The sequence below is a fragment of the Planctomycetota bacterium genome, assembly GCA_018242585.1.
In the GTDB taxonomy this organism is placed as follows: Bacteria; Planctomycetota; Planctomycetia; order Pirellulales; family PNKZ01; genus JAFEBQ01.
The window spans coordinates 82732-98480 of sequence record JAFEBQ010000027.1; the positions used below are offsets into that span (position 1 = coordinate 82732).

At 62.7% G+C, this 15749-nt stretch carries 13 protein-coding genes; 4 read left to right on the top strand and 9 right to left on the bottom strand.

Features of this window, described 5'->3' with window-relative positions; genetic code table 11:
- Window positions 1-29 precede the first annotated feature (29 nt).
- From JSS27_13930 to JSS27_13950, 5 genes are all read right to left on the bottom strand, one after another.
- A complete protein-coding gene (locus tag JSS27_13930) occupies window positions 30-2372 on the bottom strand; it encodes a hypothetical protein (protein MBS0210043.1) in 2343 nt (780 codons plus the stop codon).
- A 296-nt stretch (window positions 2373-2668) separates the two neighbouring features.
- The gene (locus tag JSS27_13935; GenBank protein ID MBS0210044.1) at window positions 2669-2968 is read right to left on the bottom strand and encodes a hypothetical protein; all 300 of its coding nucleotides are present in this window, start codon (window positions 2966-2968) and stop codon (window positions 2669-2671) included.
- A gap of 205 nt (window positions 2969-3173) precedes the next feature.
- Window positions 3174-3851: a YceI family protein gene (locus JSS27_13940; protein ID MBS0210045.1), complete on the bottom strand. Its 678-nt coding sequence runs from the start codon at window positions 3849-3851 to the stop codon at window positions 3174-3176.
- 167 nt (window positions 3852-4018) lie between these two features.
- A complete protein-coding gene (locus tag JSS27_13945; GenBank protein MBS0210046.1) occupies window positions 4019-5434 on the bottom strand; it encodes a c-type cytochrome in 1416 nt (471 codons plus the stop codon).
- Window positions 5435-5454: 20 nt separating this feature from the next.
- Window positions 5455-6021: a hypothetical protein gene (locus JSS27_13950; GenBank protein MBS0210047.1), complete on the bottom strand. Its 567-nt coding sequence runs from the start codon at window positions 6019-6021 to the stop codon at window positions 5455-5457.
- A gap of 358 nt (window positions 6022-6379) precedes the next feature.
- Here JSS27_13950 and JSS27_13955 point away from each other — a divergent pair, with 358 nt between their 5' ends.
- Window positions 6380-6928 carry a HupE/UreJ family protein gene (locus JSS27_13955; GenBank protein MBS0210048.1) on the top strand — a complete coding sequence of 183 codons (549 nt, stop codon included), beginning with the start codon at window positions 6380-6382 and terminating at the stop codon, window positions 6926-6928.
- 394 nt (window positions 6929-7322) lie between these two features.
- Window positions 7323-7895 carry a hypothetical protein gene (locus JSS27_13960; GenBank protein ID MBS0210049.1) on the top strand — a complete coding sequence of 191 codons (573 nt, stop codon included), beginning with the start codon at window positions 7323-7325 and terminating at the stop codon, window positions 7893-7895.
- 90 nt (window positions 7896-7985) lie between these two features.
- On the opposite strand, the gene JSS27_13965 is transcribed toward JSS27_13960, so the two are convergent.
- From JSS27_13965 to JSS27_13980, 4 genes are all read right to left on the bottom strand, one after another.
- Window positions 7986-8513, bottom strand: a complete 528-nt coding sequence (locus tag JSS27_13965) for a TlpA family protein disulfide reductase (protein MBS0210050.1) — start codon at window positions 8511-8513, stop codon at window positions 7986-7988.
- 22 nt (window positions 8514-8535) lie between these two features.
- The gene (locus JSS27_13970; GenBank protein MBS0210051.1) at window positions 8536-10347 is read right to left on the bottom strand and encodes a hypothetical protein; all 1812 of its coding nucleotides are present in this window, start codon (window positions 10345-10347) and stop codon (window positions 8536-8538) included.
- A 128-nt stretch (window positions 10348-10475) separates the two neighbouring features.
- Window positions 10476-11339 (bottom strand): class I SAM-dependent methyltransferase, encoded by an 864-nt coding sequence (locus JSS27_13975; GenBank protein MBS0210052.1) that lies wholly within the window; start codon window positions 11337-11339, stop codon window positions 10476-10478.
- A gap of 61 nt (window positions 11340-11400) precedes the next feature.
- Entirely contained in the window at window positions 11401-11727 is a 327-nt protein-coding gene (locus tag JSS27_13980; GenBank protein MBS0210053.1) for a thioredoxin family protein, read from the bottom strand.
- 272 nt (window positions 11728-11999) lie between these two features.
- On the opposite strand from JSS27_13980, the gene JSS27_13985 reads away from it, so the two are divergent.
- Window positions 12000-13817, top strand: coding sequence for an ABC transporter ATP-binding protein (locus JSS27_13985; protein ID MBS0210054.1), 1818 nt, complete (start codon window positions 12000-12002; stop codon window positions 13815-13817).
- On the top strand, window positions 13814-15637 hold the full coding sequence (locus JSS27_13990; GenBank protein MBS0210055.1) for an ABC transporter ATP-binding protein: 1824 nt from the start codon (window positions 13814-13816) through the stop codon (window positions 15635-15637). Before JSS27_13985 ends, JSS27_13990 begins: the two co-directional genes overlap by 4 nt.
- The last annotated feature ends 112 nt before the right edge of the window (window positions 15638-15749 follow it).

Here is a 15749-nt window from a genome sequence, read left to right on the forward strand (position 1 = left end):
CGCCCCAGCAAAACGCCCGCGCTACGAATTCATTTACCGCCACGAATCTCGACCGTGGTGTGCAGGCCACTCGAGGCCCAGACCCGGTGCAAATACAAATCGGTCGCGCCGGCCGGCACTTCGCCGGGATGCCAGACGCGGGCCCCGCGCAATTGTTCCAGGTGCATTTCGATCGTGGCGTCGTCGACCGCTGGCGTGTCGCTCGTTTGCGTTTCGCGCGGCCTGGGCTTATCGACGGTGGCTTGACGCCCCACTTCAGCGAGCAACTTATAACCGCCTGGCAGGGCGTCGGTGCTGGTGTTCATATTCGAGGCGATTAGGCCGCCCGCCGCCGGGGGCCGCGCGAGGTTCTGCCAGATGGTCTCGCTCCCCACGGCCGGCCCGGAAAGCCAGAACTGGTTGGCCAGTGCCAAGGCGCTGGCCTGTGTGCCATTGCCGCGAGTTTCGATGCGGCAAATCTCGGGCGTCAGGGCCAGAAACATCGTCGTCGCGGCCGTGAATCGCCCGTTCAAGCTGTCGAGCAACACCGTGGGGGCATCCTTGGATGTCGCGTAGGAAAATCGTGTGGCGTCGATGGACAGATTTCCATCGCCGTTCATTCGCACGGCAGTCGACGCGTCGCCAGTACGCTCGTGATACACGCCGCGCACCGTCAGCCGGCCTCCTTGTTCGATGGAGTATTGGCTTTGGGCCGTGGTCGACGCGCCGCAGAAAATGCTGATTTGATTCTTGGCGGCAGTGCCCCGTGGACCTCCCGCCACATTGACCCAATCGCCCGCGCCCCCCGAGCCCTGCAACGCCCGCAGCAAGATGTCGGTCTGTTCAACCCTCACGATCTTCACGGCGGCGGTTGGCTCGGCTTGGGGCCGATCGGGGCCCGAAGCCAGCAACTGATCGGCCAAGATGCGGCCTCCTGGCTGGTCGGCGTTCTCGACGACAATCGCCCGGGCGCGACCGGCTTGCAGATTGACGTTGCGCAGCGAGGCGCGGCTGGGGCCCTGGAAGCGGATCAATGTGCCGTTGGGCGGCCCGTTCCAAACCAGCCGAGTGGCCGTTGGTCCGTCGCCATCGCCAACAATTTGCACGTCGCAACCGGCCGGAATGATGAGCGTCTCGGTGAAGTGAAAAGCGCCCATCGGCAAATGGACCACCGGGCGCTGGCCGGCCAATTGAGCCGCCTTGTTGATCCGATCTTGCACCACGGCGCCGACCGCGCCGGCGCGAATGTCGAATACCTGTCGTTCGCGCCGCGGCGGAGTCTTGGGCAACTCGGGAATCTCTCGCGAGATTTCGCTGGCCGCGATTTGCCGGTCGGCAACGCGATGGAAGCGGCCCTGTTCTTTGACGGCATTCTCGCCCGAGTAGCGATTGCCCACCAGCACCTGGTCGCCGACGGGAGTCAGTTCAATTCCTCGCGTATCGCCGGAAAGCTCCAGGGTGTTGTCCGCCACGAGGTAAGGCCCCGTGTTGTTGAGCTTGATGACAGTCGGCCCCGTCGGTTCGAGCGCACGGTTACCCGTGATGCTAGTCGGCGCGCCCCAGACAAAACCGGCGCTGAAATCCACAAAGCATTTCGAGCCAATGCTGACGTTATTGACGATGGAAAACACCATCAGGTTTTGCAGGCTCAGGTCGCTGGTCTTCGAGCGTTCAAAGCGGCATTGCCAGGCGTGCCAATTGCCTTGATAGTTGTGAATGGCCCGGCCGCAATCGACGAAGTGACAATACCAGATCCAGATATCCATCGAGTTGAAGTTCTGCGTCACCACTCCTTCGCCGCAGTTGATGAACCGACAGCGAAGCACTTCGTGCTCGGCTTGCCCCTGCTTGTCGGGTTCGCCGAGCAGAATGCCATTGCCGACGTCGCGAATCAACAGGTCGCTCGTCTCGTTGTGGGTCGAAAACTTTGGTCCCACGCGAATCGCGGCGCCGGCGCGATTGCGACCATCAAAGCCCAATCGCGACAGGGTTGAGTACCAGGCTTCCCACTGCAGCATGTCGCCATGTTCGACGCCGTCCCAGACCAAGGTAGTGTTGTCGGGCGATTCGCCCACCAGTGTCACGCCGGTCAGATCGTGGTGCTCGGCTCGCGCGGCTTTCAGCGTCTTGGTCAGTCGATACGTCCCACGTGGCACGTACAAGACGGTCGACCAGCGGTGCTTGGCCAATTCATCGATCGCGCGTTGGAAGGCCGCGGTGTCGTCCGCCTGGCCATCGCCGACCGCGCCAAAGTCACGCTGCACGTCGCGCCAGTTGTCAAAGGGGCCAAGGAACTCTTCCTCGGCAAAGGCAAACGCGCGCGGCACGAGGATGGCCAGGCAAGCTAGCGTCACGAGGACGCTATGGGCGATCGAGAACTGCACGCGCTGCATTGCGGCCGCTTCCGGAATGTCGAATCATGGAACGAGCAAAGCACGGAGAAGCGGAGATAAGCACGGAGGGGAACTTTGAATGACCAATGTCCAAGCACCAATGACCAATAGTGCGAGGGCGAGCGTTCCTTATTCTTTTGGTCATTGAGGTTTGGACATTGGGGCTTAGGCTCCCCACCCTGACTGTAGCTCCGTGTCTCCGTGGCAAATCCTGATACCACCATCGTACAAAAAGAAAGGGCCGAGTCTTGCGACTCGGCCCTTCCCAGTGATTCATCCCGTCCAACGGTACGTGACTACTTCTTCCCAGTTGCGTTCTTATTGTTGCCCGCGGTCTGCGTCTTCTTCCACTCGAGATACCGCTTGTAGGTCTCGGGGTTGCCGCGTCGCAGCATCTGCTCGTATTCGGCAATTTCTTTCTGTCGCTGCTGCTGGAACTGCTGTGGCGTCATGTTGTTCGGATACATCAACGATTTCGGCACCGGGCCATTGGGCGTCATCACAAAGTTGCTCTGACGGCCGCGACCTTGAGCCGAGGCGGGTAGGGCAATGGCCAGCGCCATAAAGCAGATGCACGGGAGCCAATACTTACGCATGGGTGGGCCTCGTTAGCAGAGGGGTTTCCGTTCCGGCGGGGACAGGCGGATTGCGACTTCCTTTTTAACGTGTCACCCACTGGCGATGCATCGGTATTTCAATCAACCTGGATAAGTTTTAACATTTTTGGGCGGTCAAAATATTAGCCGATCAACAGCCCAGGCCGATGTTTACGGCCGCAGCCGCTGGGATCGCGGCGAACCGTTACTTCTCAACCGCTTTCACCCAAATCTCCCCATGAACCTTCAGCTCGTCTTGCACGCCGATTGCCCCCAGCAATTTGGTGTAAGGCGTGATGCCGTAATCGCTTTGCTTCAGGTTAAACGTGCCGCGTAGCCGCATCTGGTCCTTGACCTGCTCGCCGATCACGGTCAACGTCACTCGCTGGGTCTTACCGTGCAGGGTCAGATCCCCGTCCAAGGTGTACATCGGCGGGTCGCTGGCCCGGCGGTTTGGGCTTTCCGAGGCCGATCGCAGCCGGAAATTCGCCACCCGGTATTTGGCCACGTCCAACACTTCGTCGCCATGCATGGTGTCGGTGACCTTCTTCTGGTCGTCGGGGGGCATGTCCTTGGGAATGGCCAGATAGGTCCGTGCCAAGTTGGTGTCGGCCTGAAAACTGGTCAGATCAAAGACCAGTTCGCCGGCTTGCTGCGGTGCGCCCAGCGAGATCAGCCCCGCCTGCAAGCGCCCTTCAATGCCGTGCTCGTGCCCGAATTTGCGGGCCGGAACCTTGATAAACACGCGGCTCCGCTCGACGTCGACGGTGCCAGGCAGCACATGATCAACGGCCGACGGCGCCTGGGCCGGCGTGCGGGCCACACCCCAGGCCAGCAAGGCCAACGTAGCGCCAGTCGCGGCTATCAAGAGTCGGTTGCGCATCGCGCAGATCTCCCTATCTGTCTCGCGTCGTCTCGATCGAGCCATCGAGCGGCCCGAAGCGTAGTCCTCTTGGCGTCACCCTAGCAAATTCAGGCAAAATCGAGAAGCACAGTCGATTGAATAGCGAGGTCAGTCGTGCTGGCAGCTTCATCAATGCGACCTCCTATTCACTGCCCTGGCGATTCGGGCAGCGGTGCGCGGAGCGTGCTTAGGAACAGCAAAATCCGCTCTCGTTCCAGCGACGTCATCGATTGATACCGCGCCGCCGAGTTGTGCGCCTCGCCGCCGTGCAGTTCGATCGCTTCGTCGATCGTGTCGGCGCGGCCGTCGTGCAGGTATGGCCCCGAGTCGGCCACGCCCCACAACGGCGGCGTGCGCCATTCCTGGTACGTATTGGTCGCCACGTCGGCGAACACGTCGTACGACGTGCCATCGTAAGGTCCGCCGTCGACGAACGAGCCGACGAACGCCTTGCCCGGCGTGGCCGGCACGGGATCGGCCAGTCCGGGGCCCATGTCGTGCAACAGCAGATCGCTGTACAGCCCTTTGACGTTGCCGACGTTCTCCTGGTGACAAGCCACACAGCCGATCGTCTGGAACAGCGCCTTGCCGTTGTTGACCAGCACGTTCATCTGGGGATCGGTCACCTGCACCTCGCGCGGGCGCGGCAGACTGGCTACCAGCGCGGTGATGGCGTCGCATTGGGCCGCGGTCAGGTCGCGACCCGGCGGCAGTTCGGGCTGTTGCGGGTTCACGGCCTGGTGATGCCCCGGCGCGTCGAGTCCCAGGTCGGCGGCGCACGAGGCACGCACCATATCGCTCAAGGAAAGCGACTGGCCGCGCCAGCCGAACTTGGCCAACTGCATTTTGATTCGCGGCACGCGCCCGGCCACGCCCGGATACTGGCGCGGCTGGGCCCGGGCGATGGCCTCGACCGTGTCGGTGCTGATCGAATCGATGAGCCCCGCGCCGAACAGCGCCGGCGGGTTCCGCTCGCTGAGGCGAAACGCGATGCCATCGCGCCCGGGCAGATTCTTCACCGGCCCGCGCCGACCTTCGCGGTCGTGCGCCGCGCGGCGAGCCACAATGCGACTCGCGCCGGTTAAGTTGATGGGCACGCCCCAGAACTGGTCGCACCAGGCCTCGTAGTCGTCGTTGACGCTTTGGCGGTGAAAGACAATCGTCGCCCGCACCGCCAGGTCGCGGCGAAAGCCGGGATGGATGGCGTCGATCCGGTCGCGAAAGGCGTCTTGATACCCGGAGCGCTTCTCGCGCGTCGGGTCAGGGGGGCGCACCACGGTCAGCAGCCGGACGTTGTTTTCCTCCTTGCCGCTGCCGCCGACGCCCCCTTCGCGATGGCACGCGGCGCACGACGAGGCATTGCGCATCGGGCCCAGTCCATCGCCGTCGGGGCAGTGGGGGTCGTTCACCTGCCAGTTTCGAGTGAACAACTCGCGGCCGAGCTTGATTTGCTCGGCCTTGCCGGGGATCTGGGCTTGCGACTCGCGCGCTTCGACCATCGCCACCAAGACGGCGAGCGCACCGATCAGCCAGTTCAGGGTGTTGCGCTTTGACCAGCGCATGGCAAGCGAGCTCCTCGGCGCTACTTCGCTTCATTCTTGGTTGCTGGCTGCGCGGCCGGCGCGTCGTCGGTGTACTTGAACCCACGGTCAAACGCGGCGAACACGGTATCGTCGTTCGCATCGGGCCAGTAGCGCGACACGTGGACGTCGCAGAACCGTCCCTTGTAGAAGAAGTAATAGTTCACGTGCCGATTCTGGATCGTTTTGGTTCCCTGCGGCACCTTGCACTCGTAGCTGACTTTGACGTAGCGATCGTTTTGGGCAACCTTGACCGAATCGAGGTCGATAATCGGGTTCTGCTTGGCCAAGGGCCAATAGCGCTGGTAGCAAGCTTCGTGTGTCAGGATCTTGCCGCTGGGCGGCTCGACAAAGATCGACAGATTCAGGCCGTCCGCGGTGGCCGAGCGAAAGATGAATGCCGGCCCTTTCGACTCGCCCATGAATTGCGCCAGCGGCGGCACGTCCATCTCGATCCGCCAGCCCTGACTCGGCACGTTGACGGTAAAGGGCTCGGCCCAAGCGGAGCGCGGTGCGACAACGACAGTCGTGATGATCGCGATGACTGCCATCCTCCAATGACGTTGCATGTTTCTAGCTCGAATCGAGATACGAGAAGTGCGAGACACTGCGGAATCGCCGTGGGAAAAAGCACCGAACGGGCCTGATGTTGATTCTAGCTTTGGCGGTCGCGAGACGCCAACTTTGTGGAGCCGGCGACGTCAAAGGCCCCCGGTCATTGACCGGGGGCTAATGCTCGAAGTCGCGTCGATGCTGATTGAAACTGCAGGGCGAAAGCCGGAAGTCGGGCTATGCCGCCACTCGGTCTCGCCGATATAATCCACGACGACCGACCGGAGAGCTGGTCGGAGCATCGTTGGTTCGTCGGAAAGGATACTGGTCATGAAGTCCGCGGTTCGCTGGTCGTTGCCGTTGGCCATCGTCGGCATGTTGCTGTTCGCCCCCCGGGTGTTTGCCCACCCAGGTCACGACGGCGATGGTTTCGCCTCGGGCTTCTTGCATCCGTTGCTGGGCTACGATCACTTGTTGGCGATGGTGGCGGTCGGGCTGCTGGCCGTTCGCTGGGGTGGCTGCGCGGTCTGGATAGCACCGGTGACGTTCATCAGTTGCCTGGCCCTAGGGGGCGCGCTGGCCGCGTGGCATGTGCCGTTGCCCGGGCTGGAATACGGCATCGTCCTGTCGGTGCTGGTGCTGGGGCTGATGATCGCGGGAACGAACCTGGTGCCACTTGGATTTGGCGCGGTGCTCGTCGGCGCGTTCGCTATTTTTCATGGCTACGCGCACATCGCCGAGATTGCTCCGGGCGAATCACTGGTTCGCTACACAGCGGGCTTTCTGCTGGCGAGCGTGCTGCTGCACGCCGGCGGCGTGCTGGCGGGCCTGACACTGGCGCGATGGGCCGACGTGCGCGCATTACGCCTGACGGGGGGCGCTATTGCTGCGGCCGGCGTTTGGCTGTTGGCCAGTGTTCTTTAGCGGCCCACGATCGATAACCGGTGTGTTACGGTTCGATGAGCGCCGTCGCGCCACCAGATGCCAGCAATATCGCTTTTACCGCGGCAATTCGCGAAAACTTCGCGATGAGCGCACCGGCCCTTCGGCCCGAACCATCCGCGTTGTGCCACGTAATGCTTGATTATCGCGGGGGCTTGGCCAATAATCTCGGCAATTCGTTCCCCGTGGGGGCGAACGCCGCTAAGTGTTCCCGCCTGTATGCCTCGCTGTGACATTCCCCGCGATTGCATCCTCGGCAATTTGGTCCTCACCGGAAGTTGCGGGCGGGAAGCCGAGAAACGATTTCTCCGGCGGCTGGTCAAGAGCGCGTCGGAATCAGGTGTTTCGTTTCGCATTTTGCACGAAAGGAATAGCTATGAAGAAGTGGACGACGGCAATGGCTGCTTTGTCGGTGATGTGCGCCGTGGCGGTAGCCGTGGCGGCCGAAGTGAAGAGCGGACTCGAAGTCGGCGCCAAGGTCGGCGCGTTCAACGTCGTGAAGAGCGGCGGCGCTCCGGATGACGGCGTGGCGGTGGGCAAGGAATTGTGCTACCGCTGCAAGTACGGCAACCGCCCGCAAGTGATGATCTTCACGCGCCAGACCAATGGCGCGGTGGCCGAGTTGACCAAGGCCCTGGAAAGCGCGGTCGTCAAGCAATCGGACAAGCAGTTGAGCGCGTTCGTCAACCTGCTGGGCGCCGACAAGGCCGCCCTCGATTCGCAGGCCAAGAAGTTCGCCACCGACACCGGCGTCTCGCACGTCCCGGTCGTGGTGCCAGTCGAAAATGAAAACGGCCCGGACAACTACGGCTTGAATCCCAAGGCCGAAGTGACCGTGTTGTTGGTCAGCAAGGGGCAAGTCAAGGCGAACCACGCCTTTGCCGCCGGCGACTTCAACAGCTCGGCCGTGCAGACCGTGTTGAGCGAGATTTCGTCGATCGTCGAGTAGGCGATCGTCGGTTCGCGATTCCGCGAATGAATGAGCGCCGCGGCGGGTTCCACGTGAACTCGCCGCGGCGTTTTTTATTTGGCGAAGTTTTTATTTGACTGCGAGCAACGGGGCGATGAACGCTTCGATATCGCGGTACTTCGGCTCCCCCTCAAATGTCTTCAGCAGCTTGCCGTCCCGGTCATAGACGAAGATCGCCGGCACCGTCGAAATCTTTAGCTTGCGGTACAGGTCTTCGTCGGCCTCGCTCGACATCACGTTGTCGAACGTCGCGCCTTGCCGAGTCAGAAACTCTAGGGGCTCGCGCATCTCGTCGGTCACCTTGCCCAAGCCGGCGTAATTGGCGCACAGCGAAATGCACGCCAGTCGCTCGGCGCCGTATTTCCTGTGCAGCGCGACCAGGCCGGGAAACTCTCGGACGCACGGCTCGCAAAACGTGCTCCAAGCGTCGACCACCACGATCTTGCCGCGCTTCGACGCCACCAGTTCCTGATAGCCCTGGAAATCGCGTGGCTCGAGCGTGACTTTCCCCTCGGTCGCCGTGGCACCTGGCGTGTCTGCGCAGCCCAGTAGAACGCACGCGGCGAGCGACAACGAAATCATGAACAGGCGTGACATGAACCCTCCAGGGCTAGCGATGCTAAAGTGTCTTTAAGAACTCGATCAGGTCGCGCTGCTCGTCGGCGGTCAGTTCGCCTTGGCCGGTGACCTGGGCCGGATTATGCGGGCCGGACAACACTTCTTCCAGTGTCCGACAGCGCCCGTCGTGCAACAGCCGCACCCGTTCGTACACTCCGACTAGCGACGGCGTGTTGAAGCCCGAGTAGGCGTCGTCTTTGCTGCCGAGCCCGACATCGTGGACTTGGCCATCGGTGTACAGCTCGCCCGAGTGGCACTTGGCACAGGCTCCCTTCACACCGAAAAAAATCGCTTTGCCGCGTGCGATAGCTTCCGGGGCGGTTGCTGCCTGGTAAGGGTTCGGCTTGGGAGACAGAGCTTCCATGTAGGCCAATAGCGCCTTCACATCGCGCGCGCTCGGCTCGGGTCCGAGCATCGTGTCGGTAATCGACTTGTGCATGGCCGCGCCCAGATCGGTTTGCCAACCGTGCCAGGTCCACGGCGCGGTTCGCGTGACATTCTGCAGCGGCAGCACCGTTTTGTAGGTCCGCTGGCTGCCGTCGTTGCGAGTGTCCATTGGCACCGCGTTGAGGCCACCCTCGTAATGGCAACTGGCGCAACTGTACCATTGATCCAAGCTACGCCGCGCGTCGAAGAAGATCGCCTCCCCTTGGCGCGCTAGCGATGGCTCCGCCGGGCCGCCCAATGCGATCTCGCGCACGACCGCGCGTTCGGCCAAATCGACGACTTGGACCGAGTTCGATAGATAGTTCGCCACGTAGATGTGCCGGTTGTCGCGGGCCGCGCGGAGGTTCATCGGTCGGCCGCCCAACGGCACGCGAAAGAACTTTTCGTGGTCGCGCCACACCGTCGGGTCGGCCAAGTCTCCCGGCCCGCCGAAGGCCATGAACTTTTGATCGGCCATCCGGTAGGCCAGCAACTCGTGCGTGCCGCTCGACGTGCAAACCATCCACTGCTCGTCGGGCGTCAGCGCCAAGCCATGCGGATCGGACATGGCCATACCCGGCACGTCGAGCGAAATGGCCTCGCGGCGCGACTCCTCATCGAGCCGCACGCGAGCGATTCGCGTGGCCAGCACCCAGCCTTGGCGGATGTTCTGGGGCGTGATGGAAAACTGTCGGTAGATCATCCACGGGAAGTAAACGTCCCGGTCGTTGCGCGCGACGTGAAGTTGCCCGATGTTGATGCCGCCGACTTGCTGGTCAATCACCCGCTGGCCGGTCGCCACGTCGATGATCGTAATGCCCAGATCGCCACTGGCGCTGACGGCCAGTCGCGTGCCGGCGTGCGAGAGCGCGAGCTGCCGCGGCCAACGTCCGACGTCGATTTGCCGCGCGACTTGTCGCGACACGAGGTCAATAATGGCCACCTTGGCGGCCGCTTCCATTGCTACGTACGCTTGCCGGCCATCGGGGCTGACCGCCACGCCGTAGGGGTGATAGCCGACTTGGATCTGGCCGGCGTGTTGCAGGCGGCGCTCGATGATATCAAATATCTCGACCGTGCCGGCATAGGCGCACGAGACCAGAACCCGTGCTTTGCCGGGCGCCAGGCACAGCGCTCGGGGGTACTCGTCGCAGGGGGCTTCATCGATCACCTTGCCCGACGCCACGTCAATCAGCGACAACGTCGACGAAGTTTGATTCGCCGTAATCAAGAATCGTTCGTCGGCGGTCAGCACCAGATCGACCGGCGAACGATCAACGTGCGCACCGGCTGCCCCTTGACGCTCGGCCGGTGTCGCGGCGCACGCCGGCACGGCGCCCAATGCGATCAGCGCACTGGCCAATAATAGGCCAAGGCATCGCGGCAACAGTTTGAACCTGGCATTGAATCGCGGCATGTATTCAAACCAGCGGGCGGGAGCGAACAAGAGGGCGGGGCGTACAAGGCGGGCTCGTCTATGGTACTCCATCGGCCCGGCTTCGCCCAGCAATTGCGCTAGCTGCGCCGGCGCAGCCACAGACTTTGCGCGTTACCAAACGTCTGGTGCGGAAATGCCTCATTGAACCCCGGCAGCGTTTGCTGCAGAAAATAGCCCGGCCAGAGCACCTCCCAGCGATCGCTATGCATCAAGATGGCGTGGACCAGGTACTGCTCGTTCCAGCCATACCGCTCGTCGATCACCCAGTGCCGCGGGTATTCGTAAGGGATAAAGATGTCATGAACATGCACGATCACACCTGCCGCCAGCGCCGGCAGGATTTCGCCGAACAGATAGCCCACGTCACCGTGCGTCGTGAGCGCGTGGCTCGAATCAATGAACAGGAAATCGTTCGCGGCCAGGGACGTGAACAGCTCGTTCGCCCCCAGGTCTTCGACCCGCGACCGGTGACACTCGTCGGCCAAGGCGTTGATCTCGGCTCGTGGCTCGGGATCGATCGAGATCAATCGGCAATCGAGCTTGAAGTCGATGATCGCCTGACGGAAAAGCCGGGTGCTGTTGCCGCTGCCGACTTCCACGATGCGTCGCGGCGCGAACTTGCCGACCAGTGTATAAAGGACTTCGGCGTCGGGGGACGTGTAATACGAGTTGTCGAACGAATAGCCCACGCCGTTCGCGCCGGCCGAGCGAAAGGTGCCGAACCGCGCCCGGTGCGCGGCAATCTCGTCCAGCGACGGGGTCAGCTCGAAATGCTGATACGCAGGGGGCAGCGGCAACACCGGTCGGGCAAATTGCCCCTGCCGCTCGATGGCCAGCAGCCGGTCGCGCTCGCGTTCGGCGGCGCGCGTGGTGCCCAGCTGCAAATGCCCCAGCCCCAGTCCGGCGTTCAACCACTGCTTTAGTTTGCTCGTCCAGGGCATTGCCACCCGTTTCTGTTTCAGGAATAACCGCGCGTGCTGCCCGACCCGAGTATAACCTCGCTCAGCTTGTCGTCAGCTTGGCAAAGCCCGCTTTGATCTCGTTCGTGCTCGGCCGGGTCAACTGCTCGAGCGGCTGGCCATCGCGTAGCAAGACCAGCGTCGGCCAGACTTTCACCAGGAACGAACGCCCCAACGGCTTGCCGCGACCATCTTCGACTTTGATGTGCTGGACGTCAGGGTGCGCGTCGAGCAAGGCCTTCAGGTGGGGCTGGATTGCCTGGCAATAGGGACACCACTCGGCGCCGAATTCGAGCAGCACCGGGCCGGTCATCTGGTCCAGCGCCTCGCGCGCGGGCTCTTCCTGGGGGTGCGAAGCGTAAGGGCTCATGGCCGGCGTTCTCGCTCGGGTGACGTGGCGACAATTGCTAAGTTTATTCGCCCGGCGCGCCCCGGGCTATGCTGTCGCAGCACTGCGCGCAACCAAGTGACTCGACTTATGACACACCAAACAGCCTGCAAACCTGTCTGGGATTGTCCGATTCCCGTGTATCCGTAGACTTGCCACAGCCAGTGGACACTCGCTTCCGTGCCGATCCCCGGGAACCAGGATACGTGTCGAACCCCCAGCCCCAACCTAGCCAGGCGGCCCTGATCCGGCGCATGCTCGCGCTGGCCTGGCAGTGGCGCTTTGGCTGCGCCTGGGTCGTCTTGCAGCAGGCCGCCCTGGTGGCCCTGGGCGTCGGCATCCTTGGTCTGACCGGTTTGGCCATCGACTACATTCGCTGGGTGGTCGAGCCCGCGAGCGCCCAGCCGCGCTGGCCCCCCGGAGTTTCGCCGCCGTCCGATTGGCCACCCCTGGCCGTGGTCGGCGCGATTGCCGGCGCGGTTTTGGTCCTGGCGCTATTGCAGGGTTGGGTCCGCTATCGGGCCGCCGTCAGCGTCGCGCACCTGACTCAGCAGATCGTCATCGACCTGCGCACGCGGGTGTATGACAAGCTGCAGCGACTGAGCTTCCGCTTCTTCGACGCGCACCAGAGCGGCTCGATCATCAACCGCATCACCGCCGACGTCCAGGCGGTGCGGATGTTCATCGACAACGTGCTGATCCAGGCGCTGGTCACGGTGCTGACGCTGGCCGTTTATCTGGGGTACATGTTCGCCGTGCATGTGCCGTTGACGCTGGCGTGTCTGGCCACGACGCCGGCGATTTGGTGGGCGACGGTCTGGTTCGCGCGGTCGACGCGGCCGATGTATCAAAAGAATCGCGAGCTGGCCGACCAATTGACCCTAGCCCTGTCAGAAAATGTGCAAGGCATCCAGGTCGTCAAGGCGTTCCATCGCGAAGCCGAGCAAATCGACAAGTTCGCCGACATCAATCGACAAATCCTCGACGGCAAGTACGCCGTCTTTCACCGGCTGAGCATCTTTCAGCCCGGCACGGGGTTGCTGACGCAACTCAATTTGGTGGTGCTGTTGGCCTATGGCGGCTGGCTGGTGCGGCAGGGGGCGTTGTTGTTGGGGGAAGGGCTGTTCGTCTTTGCCAATTTGTTGCAACAGTTCGCCACCCAGATCGGCCAACTGGCCAACATCGGCAATACCATTCAAGCGAGCATCACCGGCGCTCAGCGCGTGTTCGAGATTCTCGACGCGCCGATCGAGGTGCAAAACGCTCCGCAACCGGTTCGCGTCGAGCGCGCCCGGGGCGAGGTGCGCTTTGAAAACGTCAGCTTCGGCTACGACCGCGCCCACCCGGTGTTGCACGCCATCGATTTCGAGGCCAAGCCTGGCGAGTGCATCGCCATCGTCGGTCCCACCGGGGCGGGCAAGTCGACGCTGATGAGCCTGTTGCCGCGGTTCTATGACCCGCTGGCTGGGCGGGTGCTGATCGACGGGCGCGACGCGCGCGAACTCGATGTGGACGACCTGCGCCGCAACATCGGCCTGGTCTTTCAGGAAAGCTTTCTATTCAGTCACACCGTGGCGGCGAATATCTCCTTTGGCTGTCCGCACGCCACGCCCGAGCAAATCGAGCGTGCCGCGCGACTAGCCGCGGCTCACGATTTCATCATGCGCCTGCCCGACGGCTATCAGACCGTCATCGGCGAGTATGGTTGCAACCTATCGGGCGGCGAGCGCCAGCGATTGGCGATTGCCCGGGCGTTGCTGTTGGACCCGGCGATCTTGATCCTCGACGATGCCACAACGGCGGTCGATCCCGAAACCGAGCGGGCCATGCTCGACGCGCTCGAATCGGCCATGGCCGGCCGCACCACCTTCGTCATTGCCCATCGGCTCAGCACCCTGCGCCGCGCGAGTCGTGTGATCGTCCTACAGGCGGGCCGCATTGTTCAGCAAGGAACTCACGCTTCGCTGCTGACCGAGCCGGGCTATTACCATCAGGCGGCCATGCACCAAGCGGCGGCCGAGCTGGCCAATCTGAGCATCGTGGTCGATGAGGCCGAGGAGGATGCCGCATGAGCACCGCCCCGCGCCGCACACCGACGCTGCTCACGGCCTGGTCGCATCGTGAAGATGGCGAGGAGAAGCAACGCCCGCTGGACTGGCGGTTGATCCTCCGCTTGTATCGCTACACGCAGCCCCACTCGCGCAAGCGGAGCGCGCTATTGGTCAGCGCCGCGCTCCGCTCGATTCAAATGCCGTCGCTCACCTGGGTGACCGCGGCCGTGATCAAAGGCCCGATCGCCGACGGCGATCTGCTGGCCACCTGGATCGGAGCGGGATTGTTCCTGAGCCTGGCCCTGATCACACAATTCACCATGTATTTCCGACAAAAGCTGGCGCTCGAGCTGGGCGAAGCCGTGGTCCACGACCTGCGCAACGATATCTTCCGCCAGTTGCAACGCATGCCGATGCGCTATTTCCACACCACCAAGCTGGGGCGCATTATCAGCCGCATGCTCAGCGACGTCGAAGACGTCCGCGTCGGCGTGCAGGAAGTGCTGTTCGTCACGCTGGTGGCCGCGGGGCAAATGCTCGTGGCCGCGTTGTTCATGCTCTGGTACGACTGGAAGCTGTTCTTGCTGGTGCTGGGGCTCGCGCCGGCGTTGTGGGCAATCAACCGGCACTTTCATCGCCGGCTTAGTGACGCCTTCCGCGCGATTCGCGACTCGTTCAGCCGTGTGACGGCCACGCTGGCCGAAAGCGTGAACGGCGTGCGCGTGACCCAGGCGTTCGTGCGTCAGGACACCAACGGTGCGATGTTTGGCGAGCTGGTGGCCGACCATTCCAGCTACAACTACGCGGCGCTCAAGACCCAGGGGAAGTTCCTCTCGCTGTTGGACCTGAACAACCAGGTCTTCGTCGCGCTGCTGTTGGCCGTCGGCGGGTTTCAAGTGCTGCGGGCCGAGCCCACGGCCACGGTCGGAGACTTGGTCGGGTTCTTCCTGATGGCGGGCATGTTCTTTGGCCCGTTGAATCACATTGGCAATCAATACAACCAGGCGCTGACCGCCATGGCCGGGGCCGAGCGCGTGTTCAAGCTGCTCGACATGCAGCCCGAGTGGGTCGATCCACCCACGGCAAAGACTTTGCCGACGCTGCACGGCCGCGTCGAGTTTCGCGAGCTGTCGTTTGGCTATGAGCCGGGCCGGCCCGTGCTGCACGAGATTAACTTCGTGGCCGAGCCGGGCCAGACCATCGCCCTGGTCGGTCACACCGGCAGCGGCAAGTCGTCGATCATCAACCTGGTGGCCAAGTTCTACCTGCCGACCGTGGGACAGGTGCTGGTCGATGGCCACGAAATCCGCGAGCTGTCGACCGATTGGCTGCACACTCAATTGGGCATTGTGCAGCAGCAGAACTTTCTGTTCACCGGTTCGATCTACGACAACATTCGATTCGGCTGTCCCCAGGCCAACGACCAACAGGTCCGCGACGTGCTGCACCGGCTTGACTGTCTAGACATGTTCGACGCCTTGCCCGCGGGACTGGACACGCAAGTCGGCGAGCGCGGCGCCAGTCTCTCGCTCGGCCAGCGGCAATTGGTTTGCTTTGCCCGGGCCATGCTGGCCGATCCACGAGTGCTGATCCTGGACGAGGCGACCAGCAACGTCGACGCCCTGACCGAGCGCCGCGTGCAGCGCGCGCTGAATGTTTTATTAGCGGGACGAACCAGCTTTGTCGTGGCCCACCGGCTGAGCACGATTCGTCACGCCAACCTGGTGCTGGTGCTAGACGCGGGGCGGATCGTCGAACGCGGGACGCACGACGAACTCATCGCGCAAGGGGGAACCTATGCGCTGTTGTATCGTCGCTTTGCCGAAGCCAGCACCGCGTGAAGTGCTGTCACTTCTAGCAAAATGCAACTTGGCCGATCCGGGCCATTCACCTAAAATGGATTTCGGTAGCGGCAAGGTTGGCCGCATTTGCTCGGCAAGGAGGATGAGCCAC